General features: G+C 64.6%; 9 protein-coding genes. 3 read left to right on the plus strand and 6 right to left on the minus strand.

The genetic code is table 11. From position 1 onward, the window contains the following. The 5 genes from CA260_RS11615 to CA260_RS11635 all read right to left on the minus strand — a co-directional run bounded on the left by CA260_RS11615 (position 1) and on the right by CA260_RS11635 (position 9,074). Positions 1 to 774, minus strand: coding sequence for a helix-turn-helix domain-containing protein (locus CA260_RS11615; RefSeq protein ID WP_111983260.1), 774 nt, complete (start codon positions 772 to 774; stop codon positions 1 to 3). A gap of 135 nt (positions 775 to 909) precedes the next feature. Further along, the gene (locus CA260_RS11620; RefSeq protein ID WP_111983261.1) at positions 910 to 2,499 is read right to left on the minus strand and encodes a tryptophan halogenase family protein; all 1,590 of its coding nucleotides are present in this window, start codon (positions 2,497 to 2,499) and stop codon (positions 910 to 912) included. A gap of 188 nt (positions 2,500 to 2,687) precedes the next feature. Further along, positions 2,688 to 5,114: a TonB-dependent receptor gene (locus tag CA260_RS11625; protein WP_111983262.1), complete on the minus strand. Its 2,427-nt coding sequence runs from the start codon at positions 5,112 to 5,114 to the stop codon at positions 2,688 to 2,690. A 304-nt stretch (positions 5,115 to 5,418) separates the two neighbouring features. After that, positions 5,419 to 7,983, minus strand: a complete 2,565-nt coding sequence (locus CA260_RS11630) for a glycoside hydrolase family 3 protein (RefSeq protein ID WP_111983263.1) — start codon at positions 7,981 to 7,983, stop codon at positions 5,419 to 5,421. A gap of 59 nt (positions 7,984 to 8,042) precedes the next feature. Further along, positions 8,043 to 9,074, minus strand: coding sequence for a LacI family DNA-binding transcriptional regulator (locus CA260_RS11635; RefSeq protein WP_111983264.1), 1,032 nt, complete (start codon positions 9,072 to 9,074; stop codon positions 8,043 to 8,045). A 317-nt stretch (positions 9,075 to 9,391) separates the two neighbouring features. On the opposite strand from CA260_RS11635, the gene CA260_RS11640 reads away from it, so the two are divergent. The 3 genes from CA260_RS11640 to CA260_RS11650 all read left to right on the plus strand — a co-directional run bounded on the left by CA260_RS11640 (position 9,392) and on the right by CA260_RS11650 (position 11,946). Beyond that, positions 9,392 to 10,108: an HAD family hydrolase gene (locus tag CA260_RS11640; RefSeq protein ID WP_238149733.1), complete on the plus strand. Its 717-nt coding sequence runs from the start codon at positions 9,392 to 9,394 to the stop codon at positions 10,106 to 10,108. Positions 10,109 to 10,118: 10 nt separating this feature from the next. Beyond that, complete coding sequence (locus CA260_RS11645) at positions 10,119 to 10,946, plus strand: NAD-dependent protein deacetylase (protein ID WP_111983295.1); 828 nt, start codon at positions 10,119 to 10,121, stop codon at positions 10,944 to 10,946. A gap of 79 nt (positions 10,947 to 11,025) precedes the next feature. After that, positions 11,026 to 11,946 carry a CHAD domain-containing protein gene (locus CA260_RS11650; RefSeq protein WP_172461822.1) on the plus strand — a complete coding sequence of 307 codons (921 nt, stop codon included), beginning with the start codon at positions 11,026 to 11,028 and terminating at the stop codon, positions 11,944 to 11,946. Positions 11,947 to 11,951: 5 nt separating this feature from the next. Here the strand turns inward: CA260_RS11650 and tadA are convergent, their stop codons facing one another. Next, positions 11,952 to 12,440, minus strand: a complete 489-nt coding sequence (gene tadA / locus CA260_RS11655) for a tRNA adenosine(34) deaminase TadA (protein WP_111983296.1) — start codon at positions 12,438 to 12,440, stop codon at positions 11,952 to 11,954. Positions 12,441 to 12,679: the final 239 nt, after the last annotated feature.

Genomic DNA, 12,679 nt, shown 5'->3' on the forward strand with positions numbered 1-12,679 from the left:
CTAGGCGCTTGCCTGCATCGGTCGCAGCGCCACACCCGCTTCGCGCAACGCCTCCATGTGCTGGAGCTTCACGCCACGCCCTTCGACCGCCACCCAGCCCTGCTGGCGGAAACGGCTCAGCACGCGGCTGACCGTCTCCGGCGCCAGGCGCAGGTAACTCGCGATGTCGCTGCGCGACATGGGCAGGCGGTACTGCTCGAATGGCAAACCGCGCCGCGCATAGCGTTCGCTCAGATCCACCAGGAAGGCGGCCACGCGCTCGTCCGCCGTGTGTTCGCCGGCCAGCAGGCTGGCCATGCCCAGTTCCTTGCTCAACAGGCGGAACAGGTGGCGCTGCACCACCGGCAGCACCGACGCGAGGCTGCTCATGGCCGGAAACGAGAAACGGCAGAATTCGGCTTTCTCAAGCGTGAGCGCATCGCAGGGGTAGCAATCGGGATAGATGCCGTTGAGGCCGATGATCTCGCCGGGCAGATAGAAACCCAGCACCTGCTCGCGCCCGTCGCGGCTGAACAGCGACGTCTTCACCGCACCGCGGCGCACTGCATAGAGCGCGCGAAACGATTCGCCGCGTCGAAACACGTGTTCGCCGGCGTCATGCGCATGGACATGCTCCACCAGGCAATGCAGTGCGGCGAGGTCGGACTTGCCGTAACCGCTGGACGTGCACGCTTCGGAGAAGGCGCAGCTTCCACAGAAGGACGTGGCGCCGCCTTCGGCCTCGCGGCAGGCCTGTCCTTCCGCGCAAGTCGTCTCGATGCGTGTCGAGTCCATGAATGTCTCATCGCGATGTAGGGGCACGGCCATTCTATCCAGCATGACCATACGTGCCCGACCTGCGTCTTCGTGCCACAGGATCGGAGCGATCCCCACGCTTGCGCGACAAATCACGGCATTCGCGATGGTCGACTAGGCCACGGCCTCGTTCGACAGCACGGCTCCCGGCCGCTCGTGGTATTCACGGCAGAACTGTTCCACCAGCGACCGATGATTGGGCAGGTCGTGGGCCGCGTGGTCCGCCACCTGCCGGATCATCGCGAACTCCTGGCGCGCCTCCTCGAGGTGCGGGTAGGCGCTGCGCATGGGTTCGAGGTCCGTCTTGAACTCCATGCCGTAGAGCACGTATTGCCAGCTCGATACCAGGAACATTTCCAGGTCGCTGACGAAATCCAGGCGATGCGGCGGCCGGTGCCTCCATAGCGCCAGCTTGTCCTGCAAGGTCTGCGGGATGCTGGCCGGGTCGGCATTGTCCGTCCAGAACTTGGAATCGCGGCGCTGGCTCAGGCAGTAGTGCATCTTGATGAAATCGATGATGCGGTCGTATCGCGCCACCATCATCTCGTTGAAATGACGCGCCGCGCGTTCCATGTCGCCCGTGTCGCCGGGCAGCAAATGCGTGAGCAGATAGGTCGCCAGCTCGATCAGCGCGATGCCGGTCGACTCCAGCGGCTCCACGAAACCACCGGCGAGGCCGACGGCGACGCAGTTCCTGCGCCAGTGCTCCGGGCGATAACCGGTTTCGAACTTGATATGCATCGCCTTCAGGTCGTCGGCGGCGGGGCCGAGATAGCGACGGAACACCTCCTCGGCGCGTGCATCGTCCGTATGGCGCGAGGAATACACGTAGCCCACGCCGCGACGCTTCTGCAGGCCGATGTCCCAGATCCAGCCGGCCTCCTGCGCCGTGGAAATGGTGTACGACGGAATCGGTGTGTCGGGACGCTCGTACGGCACCTGCATGGCGACCGCGCGATCGGCGAACAACACGTCGCGCCGGCTGCGGAACGGCGACTGCATGGCGCTACCGATCAGCGAGCCGCGCAGGCCGGTGCAATCCACGTAGAGATCGGCGGTGAGTTCACCCAGTTCATGGGTGATCACGCGATCGATGGCGCCGTGCTCATCGAGCTCCACGCGATCCACCGTCGCGACATGGCGCTTGACACCCAGTGCGTCCTGCCCATGTTCCGCGAGCACCTTGGCGAAGCACGCGGCGTCGAAATGGAAGGCATGGTTCATCGGTCCCTGGTAATCGGGGTCCGTCGGGCGCTTGGGTGCACGATTGCGCTCGACCAGGGCGCTCTGCATGGTCACCGCGTCGGCGAAAGACATGCCATCGGGCGCCGCGCCCAGCAACCAGTACGGCAACAACTCCGGCCCGCCCGGCCGTTGGCTGGGCTGACTGAAGGGATGGAAGAAGTGGCTATGGCCAGGCGAGCCCGGCGGCCTCACCCAATGGCGATAGTGGATGCCTTGCTTGTAGGTCGCCGTGGCGCCGACCAAAAAACGTCGTTCGTCCAGACCTATGGCGGACAGCGTGCCGCGGATCGATGGAAACGTCGCCTCGCCCACGCCGAGCAGGCCGATGTTGCTCGACTCCACCAGATGCACCTGCACGCTGGCGGGATCGACCGCGTTCACCGCCTTGGCAAGGTAACACGCGGCAAGCCATCCGGCCGTACCGCCACCCACCACGAGGATCTTCTTCAATCGTGCCATCGGTGTTCCCCTCTGCGATGCCCGGCTATCGATACGGCGATGCGTGTATCCCTCAAAGGAGACCGGGTCCCCGCCGGGACCCGGTCAAATGCCATTCCGGGGAGGGTAGCGACACCTTCATCCGATGGCATCGCCAAGAACGGCAAAACGTCGGCGGCGCCCATCCGCGGGCGCCGCCCATGACCGCATCAGAACCAGACGCCCAGCTGCACGCCGAAGACGCGTGGCGGCAGGTATTGCGATACGTACTGGTACACGCCCGGCGCGAGCTGGAAGCGCCCCGCGCTGGTGCGCACGCGACCGTCGGTGAAGTTCTGCACGTACGCGTTCACCCACCAGCGATCCTGCGGCTCGGTGTAGCGCAGCGAGAGGTCCCCGCGGAAGTACGCCTTCTGCTTGTCGCCATCGCCCAGGTTGAACGTGCTCAGCCACTGGTCGGTCTGGTATTGGCCGCTGAAGCGCGGCGTCAGGCGACCACCGTTGCCCAGGTGGAAATCGTGCTCATAGATCGCCGTGAGCGAGAACGTCGGCGCATGCGGCAAATCGTTGCCCGTGATGTCCATGCAACTGGCGATGCCCGACTGCGGCGCACACGCCGGCAGACCCTGGTAGTCATTGCTGCCGGCATAGAGCAGCGTGCCGAGCTCCTTCTTCGGGATATACGACAGCACGAAGTTGGCGCGGTCATCCTGCTGCTGGAAGGCGAGTTCGGATTCGAAGCCGATGACCTTGGTGCTGCCGCCCACGTTGTTGAAACCGAGGCCGCGATTGCCATCCGGGTACGTGATGGGCGCGGACAGCTGGAAGTCCTTGAAGTCCTCGTAGTACAACGCGCTGTTCCACGTCATGTGGCCATCGAGGAACGCGAACTTCGCGCCGACTTCGTAGTTGGTCAGCTTCTCGGGCTTGTACAGCGTGCCGGCGTCCTGCGTGCCGCCCGACTTGTAGCCGGTGGAGACGCTGCCGTACAGCAGGCCGTTGTCGCCGACGTCGGTGTCGATGCGCGCCAGCCAGGTGACTTCGTCGTCGCTGTACTTCGCGTCGTTGTAGGTCGATACGGCGAAACCGGTCGCCGCGCTCGGTATCGTGCTCACCGCGATCGGCACCTGCGGCACGGTCGGGTCGTAATCCCAACCCCAGCCGCGGCCGCCGATGTTCTTCTTCTCGTCGTCGGACCAGCGCAGGCCGCCGGTCAGGCGCCAGTGGTCGGACATATGCCAGGTCGCCTGGCCGAACACCGCCTTCGAATCCACCGTCTCCTTCGGCTGGATGAAGGAGCCCTGCCACGACACCGAGCCGTACTGCGTGCCGTTCATGATCGGGATGTCGAAGCGGATGTTGTTGTCTTCGTAGCCGTAGTACGCGCCGACGATCCAGTCGAGCGTCTGCTGGCCTACCGAACGCAGGTCGAACTCGTGGCTGTAGCTCTTGTAATTGGAATAGTTGGTGCGATCGTTCTGGTTCGATGCGCCCGTGCTGAAGCTGGTGGGCACCTGCACGCCGTTGTCCTGGTCGAACTGGCTCTTGCCCGAGAAACGGTTGTAGCCGGCGACATAGCTGAACTGCATGCCGTCGTTGATGTTCCAATCCATGCGGCTGCGAAGCGTGCCCGAATTGCGGTGCAGGTACGGGGCGGTGTCGATCAGCGCCGACCAGAAATCCTGGCCCTGGCGCGGCGTCTGCATCAGGCTCATGTCCGGCGTGCCGCGATCGATGAAGTACTCGTACGACAGGTTCCACTTGAACGCTTCGTTCGGCTGCCACAACGCACTCACGCGCGCGGCCGACTGGTCCTGCGCGTTGTACTTGTCGCCGCCCTGCACGAACACGCTGGGGTCGATCGGGCGGAAATTGGCCGCGGTGCCGCCACTGGCCAGATAGGCCGCCTGCTGTTGCGCCACGGATGGCAGCAGCGCGCCGGGGTTCTGGTAGTCCACATAACCATCGTGCTGCTCGTGCACCACCGCCACGCGCATCGCGAACGTATTGCTGATGGGCAGGTTCACCGCGGCGCGCGCGCCCATCTGGTTGTAGCTGCCGGCATCGATCTGGGCGTTGCCGTAGAAGCCGGCATTGATGTCCGGTTTGGCCGTCTGGAAGCTGATCGCACCGGCCGTGGAGTTGCGACCCCACAACGTGCCCTGCGGACCGCGCAGCACTTCGACGCCGTCCATGTCCAGCAGCAGGCCGGAAGCGGCTTCGGCGCGCGGCGCATACACGCCATCGACGAAGGTGGCGACCTCGGGGTCGGCGTATTCGGTCTTGGCGCTGTCGTTGCCGATACCGCGCAAGGTCAGCGTCACGACGCCATGGTCACCCTGCGAGGTGCCCTGCAGGCCCGGGACCAGCTTGGTCAGGTCCTGCACCGTCATCACGCGCTCCTTGTCGAGCGTGTCGGGCGTGATGGCACTGACGGCGACCGGGGTTTTCTGCAGCGGCGTTTCGCGCTTGGTCGCACTGACCTGGATCGCGTCCAACTGCTTGACCTTCTTTTCGACCGGTGCCGAACCCTGTGACTGGTCCTGGGACGTCGCGTCCTGGTCGGCTGCCAGCACCACGCCAGGAGCGAGCACCAGCGACATGGCAACGTACAACGCCGAGTAGCGCAGCTTCATTTAGCTTCCCCTCTCTTTGTTCGGAATAGTTTTGCGACATCGCCCCTCGACGTGCCGCCCTTGTCTTCCATTCCCGGTGACAGCGCTGTCGTACCGCAATGACAGCGCTGTCATGGCTTGATCATAAGACGCTTCGCCGGCAGATGCTTGCCGCATAGCAGCAAGCATCTTCTTAGTTACAAATCATTGATTAAACGTGCATTAGCTGCGTGAGCAAGGCCAAATGGGCCGTCATTTGACGCAGGGCAAATAGACGTCTCGATGTCCAAAGCGCCTGAGACGGCACCGGATGCGCTTACCGGCCTCACTTGGCACAGTCCACGACTTGATCGGCATCCGTACCGAGTGCCGCGCGGGAAATCGCGACTTCGGCTCCCTTCCCTGCTCCCCAGGCGAACGGCTGCTCGATGTGGTGCATGTCCGCGCCTGCCTTGCGGAAGCACTTCAGCGGTACGCCGATGCGCAGCCATTGGCCGGCCGCCTGCGACGCGAGCTGCGGACCAAGTTCGACACGTCCCTGACAACCCTTGCCGCAACCCATGCCGATCCATGCGTCCTTGCCGGGCAGCGCATCGATGCGCAGCGTCGTGATCAACAGCACGTCGCCGTTGGTTTCACGATCCAGATCCATTGGCGCGCGTGCCGTAATGACCAGCTGCGCATCGCTCTTTCTCCAGGCGAAGCGACGCGCATCCTCCTGCGCCTTGTAATCGAGTGCCGTCATGCGCAACGCACCGTCGCTCGTTGCCGCCGGCGATACGTCGCCCGGCGTCGATGCCCCATCGGCACCACGAAGCGTGAAGCCGTATCCATGCACGGGCTTGCCGCGTTCGAGGTAGTTGCCGACCGGAACCTGTTCGCCGGTGATGCCGGATGCTTCAGGCAACGCGGGCAACGTGCCGTGATCGGCGTACGTCAGGCCATAGCCCAGGGGGAACAGCGGACTGCCCTGCCCGTGCACCGCGCTGCGCGGCCACGCAAACGAAAGCTTGCCGTGGAAGTCATGGGCAACCTTGCCCTCACGCGTACGCAGCAGCACATCCGCGACACCGCCACCTTCGCTGCCCGGCAGCCAGGCCGCGACGAATGCTTCAGCGGCATTGATCTCGCGATTCATCCACAGCGGGCGTCCACTCAGGAACACGGCCACCACGGGCACACCTTCGCCGCGCAGATGGCGGATCAGTTCCAGATCGTGGTCGTCGCCCGGGCGATACAGCAGGTTCGGGATGTCGCCCTGGAATTCCGCATAGGGGTCTTCGCCAAACACCACGACGGCCACGTCCGGCTTGCCCGAGTGATGACCATCCGCGGCGATCTCGACCGTGCCCCCGGCAGCCTTCACCTGTTCCGCGATACCGGCTCCGATGGATTGCGCGCCGGGGAAGTTGGCGTTCTTGAGTCCGGCTCCCTGCCAGGTCAGCGTCCAGCCACCACTCTGTCGCGAGATGTTGTCCGCGCCATCGCCTGCAACGAGGATGTGCTTGCGCGGATCGAGCGGCAGCAGCCCTCCGTTGTTCTTCAGCAGCACCAGCGACTCGCGCACGGCGCGCCGGGCGATCGCGCGATGCGCGGGACTGCCCACCACGTCGGCGGAGCGCGCCGCCAGCGGGTTGGACGAGGGCAGGCCCTCCTCGAACAGGCCGGCGCGGAACTTCACGCGCAGGATGCGCGCCACCGCATCGTCCACACGCGACATGGGAATCGCGCCCGACTTCACTTCAGCGAGCGTGTGCTCGTACAGGCCGCGCCAACTATCTGGCGCCATCAGCATGTCGACGCCGGCGTTGATCGACACGGGGCAATCCTCGTTCGTACAGCCGGGCACCTGGCCGTGCGCATTCCAGTCGCCGACGACGAAGCCCTGGAAATCCATGCGCCCCTTGAGCACATCGGTAAGCAGCGCCTTGTTGCCGTGCATCTTCTGGCCGTTCCAGCTCGAGAAGGATGCCATCACGCTCTGCACGCCCGCATCGATCGCCGGCGGATAACCGGCGGCGTGAACCGTGCGCAGGACTTCTTCGCTGATCTGCGCGTCGCCCTGGTCCTTGCCGTCCTTGGTGCCGCCATCGGCGAGGAAGTGCTTGGCCGAGGCGACCACATGCGACCGGTCGAGAAACTGCGGCGTGCCCACCTTGCCCTGCAGGCCCTCGACGGTGGCGCCGGCGTACTGCGCCACCAGCTTCGGATCCTGCGAATAGCCTTCGTAGGAGCGTCCCCAGCGCACGTCCTGCGGCACCGCCAACGCAGGCGCGAAAGTCCAGTTGAGGCCGGTGGCGCGCACTTCCTCCGCGGTCGCTTCGCCGATCTCGCGCATCAGCTCGGGATCATGCGTGGCGCCCAGCGCGGAGTTCTGCGGAAACAGCGTCGCGCCGACGGCGCCGTTATGGCCGTGCACCGCATCGATGCCGAACAGCAAGGGAATCGCCACGTGGCCGCCGCTGGTGTCCATCGCAGCGCGGTGGAATGCGTCGGCCAACGCCTTCCACTGCTCCGCGTTCGCCAGCAGCTGGCCGCCGGGCTTGGAATTGCCACCGGCCAGGACCGAGCCCAGCCGATACTTGCGCACGTCGTCCGGCGTCACGCTGAGGATGTCCGCCTGGACCAGCTGGCCGACCTTGTCCTCCACCGTCATCCTGGCCATCAACGCAGAGACCCGCTGCTCCAGCGCGGCATCCATCGGCAATGGCCAGGTGGCTTTGGGCCACAGCGCCGGATGGATGGCGGTGTCGGTAGCGGCCAGCACGCTGCCGGCCAGCAACGTCGCGGACGCCGTCACCAGGACGGCCGAGGCCACACGCAAACCACGGCGGGTCAAAGACACGGAGCTCTCCCCAACAAATCCATCGCGGCTCCCCCACGGAGCCATGGGAGCCGCAGCCTGACAGAAATGACAGCGCTGTCAAATTGCAGTGCAACAAGAAAAGCCTAGTGCCCTGCCGACGCACCCCTGCGCGGCCGGTCAGGCACTCTGCCCGTGGAACCGCGCAGGCACAGGGCGAACTTGGCGTAGACCATCGCGCCTCCGCCGTCCCTGATCGTCCGCAGCAACTGGTTGGCGGCGATGCGCCCCATGTCGCGGCACGGCTGATGGATGGTCGTCAGCGACGGCCATATCTGCCGTGACATCGGCGTGTCGTCGAATCCGCAGACGGAGAGGTCACGCGGCACTGTCAGCCCCGCTTCGTTGGCGGCCCAGATCACGCCCGCCGCCATGTCGTCGTTCGCGGCGAAAATCGCCGTCGGTGGCGACGCCAGCGCCAGCATTGTCCGCGTCGCCAGCACGCCCGAGTCGAACGAGAAATGTCCCTGCACCACGAGCCGATGGTCGTAGCGCAGGCCGCTCTGCTCCAACCCGTCGCAATAGCCGTCCAAACGCCAGCGCGATGCGCCGTGGTCCGGATGGCCGATGATGTGGCCGATGCGGCGATGACCCAGCGAAGCCAGGTGCGCCACCATCTCGCATGCGGCGCGGCGCTCGTCGAGCACGACGCCTGCGCAATTGCGATCGCGCGGCGCGACGCACGCGAACGGGACGCCCCATTCCCGCAGGCGCGCCAGCAGATCCTCGTGGTCGCTGATCGGCGGCGTGAGGATGAGGCCATCCAGCCGGCGCTCGGAAATCAGCTTCTCCACTTGCTCCACAAACCGCGGAGCGGTCGCGTCCAGCGGTTGCAGCATCATGCTGTAGCGCTGGGCGTCGCATGCCTCCAGCACGCCGTCCTGCACTTCCATCATGTAACTCGGCGACGGGTTGTCGTAGAGCAAGGCCACCAGGAACGAACGATTCGCAGCGAGGCTTCGCGCCGAAGGGTGTGGGCGATAGTCGAGCGACCTGACCGCATCGAGGATGCGTTGGCGCGTGTCTTCGCGCACGTTGCGTTCGTTGTTGAGTACCCGCGAAACGGTCTTGGGAGACACTCCCGCCACTTTCGCCACGTCTTCGATGCGTGCGCGCATAGTCACCTGAAGTCACGATCGTGGAGCGCTCCGGCGAATCCCTGACCGACACGCGAGAGCGAACGTCGCCGTGCCGAAGGGAGGAGCCGCTTCATCCTAGCACCGGGTTTGGTCGCCGCAGGAAGCACCGCGAAGAGACGAAGCCAGGCATCCATTGCATTCGGTCGTCCCGCCCCACATCTAACTTCGCGCGCGCGTACGCGCGGTTAACGTCGACTGGGGTCGATACCGCCAGAGACGGTTTTTTCTGGGAAAATGCGCGCCAGAAGCGCTGCGGCAGCGGCGCGTTCTCCAACTTCATGCATTCAGGTGGCACAGTGATAAAGCTGGTGGGTTTCGATGGCGACGACACGCTGTGGCACAGCGAGGGCTTCTATCAATCGGCGCATGACGCGTTCGAACAGATCGTCGGCCACTATGTCGACCTCGCGCATCTCGGTCTTCGCGACCGCCTGCTCGCCACCGAGCGGCGCAACATCCGCCTGTTCGGTTATGGCGCCAAGGGCATGACGCTGTCGATGCTGGAAGCGGCCATCGACATCACGCAATCGCGCATCAGCGCCACGGATCTTCATCGCATCATCGCGATCGGCAAGGAGGTCCTGGCGCATCCGGTGGAACTGCTGCCCGGCATCCGTGCCGCGGTGGAGGCCGTGGCCGAGCATCACCATGTCGTGCTGATCACCAAGGGCGACCTGTTCCACCAGGAACAGAAGGTCGCCAGCAGCGGCCTCGCCGACCTGTTCCGTCGTATCGAGATTGTTTCGGAGAAGGACGAGCGCGCCTATCGACGCGTGCTCGCGGAATTCGAACTCTCTCCGCAACATTTCGCCATGGTCGGCAATTCGTTGCGATCGGACATCGCGCCCGTGGTCCAACTCGGCGGCTGGGGCGTGTACATGCCCTATCACGTTACCTGGGCACATGAAGCCGATTCGGATTTCGTGGACCATACGTCGCATGTCGCCCAAGTCGATGGCCCCAGCGGCATCGCCGCCGCCATCGAGGAGTTGCAGACCCGTGCTGCCGCATGAATCCGCCGTGATGCCTGACGCCGACCTGGTCCGCGACCAGGATCGCCTGCGCACATTCATCGAGGCGCATCCAAAGCTGTTCGTGCTGACGGGCGCAGGTTGCAGCACCGATTCGGGCATTCCCGACTATCGCGACACGGACGGCGGCTGGAAGCGGCCACAACCCGTCACCTATCAGGCTTTCATGGGCGATCTGCGCACACGCCAGCGCTACTGGGCACGCAGCCTGGTGGGTTGGCGCCGTTTCGGCAACGCACGGCCGAACGACACGCATCATGCGCTGGCGCGACTGGAGCAGCGCGGCCATGCCCGGATGCTGCTGACGCAGAATGTCGATGGACTGCACCAGGCCGCGGGGCATCGCCAGGTGATCGACCTGCATGGCCGCCTCGACGAGGTGCGTTGCACGGCATGCGACAACCACCTGCCTCGCGGCGCGTTCCAGCAGATGCTGGTCGAACGCAATCCGGCCTGGGCGCTTCTGGATGCTGCGGATGCACCCGACGGCGACGCCGACCTGGATGGGCGGGATTTCTCGAACTTCCATGTTCCACCCTGCCCCGCATGCGCCGGCGTGCTCAAACCCGACGTGGTGTTCTTCGGTGAAAGCGTGCCGCGCGAACGCGTTGACGCGGCCATCACGTCACTGAATGACGCGGACGGGGTGCTGGTGGTGGGCTCGTCGCTGATGGTGTTTTCGGGCTACCGCTTCGTGGCCGCGGCAGCCCGGGACGGCAAGCCGGTGGCTGCCGTCAACCTCGGGCGGACACGCGCCGATCCGCTGCTGGCGCTGAAGATCGAACGATCTTGCGCGGACGTCCTGGCCTTCATCGCCTGAGGCATGCGGTCACGTGCCGCTCGCGAAGTATGACAATTTGATGCAAAGTAGACGTCCCGGCCGGTCGGAAAATTTTTCCATGAGTGCCAGGCTACAGCATCGCGCAGCGTCGCCACGCGCCTTATCGGGCCATGCCATGGTCAAGTCACCTGCTCCCTCGGCATTCGATCGCATCCGAAAAAGTTTGGACGGCTATTTCGCCAAGGCCGTGAATGCGCGCAAGCGCCTGCTCACCGAACCCTACGATGCAAAACTGTTGCATGCATGGCGCGTCAACCTGCGCCGCATCACCGCAACACTGAAAGACGTGGCGCAGTTTTCGGACGATGATCTCGACGATGTCCATGCCTATCTGCGCGAATGCCGCGAAGCAACCGGGGAAACGCGCGATATCGACATCCTGGTGGATGAGACCTTGCCGGGTTTCGTCGAGAAGCATGCTCCGGAAGAAAACGACATCGACACCACCACCAAGGTGTTGAAGGCCCGCCAGGCCGGGGCGCGCACGCAAGCCGTGGCCGCGTTGAAGAAATACGACCTCGCGGTACCCATGCGCGCATTGCGACACTGGGAGGCAACGCTCGAGCCGCCCACCGACAGCATGACGCGCAAGCTGGCGTCCTCTTCCATCGAAAAACACTACCGTCAGCTGGTGAAGCGCGCCGAAAAGCTCGATGGCGGCCAGAAGACCCTGCATCGCCTTCGCACCGCCACCAAGAAACTTCGCTATACCGTCGAACTTTACGCGCACCTCTTCCCGAAGCAGGCGACGGGTTCATGGCTCAAGCAGCTTGCCGATCTGCAAGGGCACCTTGGGTTGGCGCATGATCGGCTGATGGGCCGAAAGCTCATCGCAACCGCCGCGGCCGATGATGCGAAGGCGCCCAAGCCGTTCCGACGCTGGGCCAAGCGCACCGCCTATGACGCATCGAAGGACGCCATGCGATCGCTGTCGAAGCTCGAACATCTGCGCCACTACTGGCGCGCGCACGCCAACTGACCGGCTTACCGCCGCGCGCGAAAGAATTCGCGCAGCATGGTCGACGACTCGTCCGCCAGCAGACCGCCTTCGACATGGATGCGATGGTTGTGGCGATCCGAAACCAGGGTGTCGAACACACTGCCTGCCGCGCCGGTCTTCGGATCGGTAGCGCCGTAAACCACGCGACCGATGCGCGCGTGCACCAACGCCATCGCGCACATCGCACACGGCTCCAGCGTCACGTACAACGTTGCGCCGGGCATGCGATAGTTCGCCAGTTTCTCGCCTGCCGCACGCAGCGCCATGATTTCCGCATGGGCGCTGGGATCGTTGAGCGTGATATTGCGATTCCAGCCCAGCCCGATGATCTCGCCATCCTGGACCAGCACGGCGCCTACCGGCACCTCGTTTTCCGCATCACGCGCATGCCCGGCCAGCTGCAGCGCACGCCGCATATAGCCTTCGTCTTCCTGTGAAAACGGCGGTGCCGGAAGCAGCGTGTCGTCGGTCATCGTGGCCATCTAAGCGAGCGCGGGCCGTCATTCTAACGGCGCTTCCCGCTTCTTTCCGCATCCCTGTCCTTGCGTGACGACACCGCGACCGTCCGCCTTGCGACGCTGCGGCGCCAAAAATGATCAATGCACATGCTCCGATCGCAGGCATGAACGGAGCGGGCTGAAGCGCTCCTTCCTAACGAATTGCCCACGTTTTACACAACTGCCGATGTCATTGGCCTGCTTACCATGCGGCC

The sequence above is a fragment of the Dyella jiangningensis genome, from assembly GCF_003264855.1.
Classification (GTDB): domain Bacteria; phylum Pseudomonadota; class Gammaproteobacteria; order Xanthomonadales; family Rhodanobacteraceae; genus Dyella; species Dyella jiangningensis_C.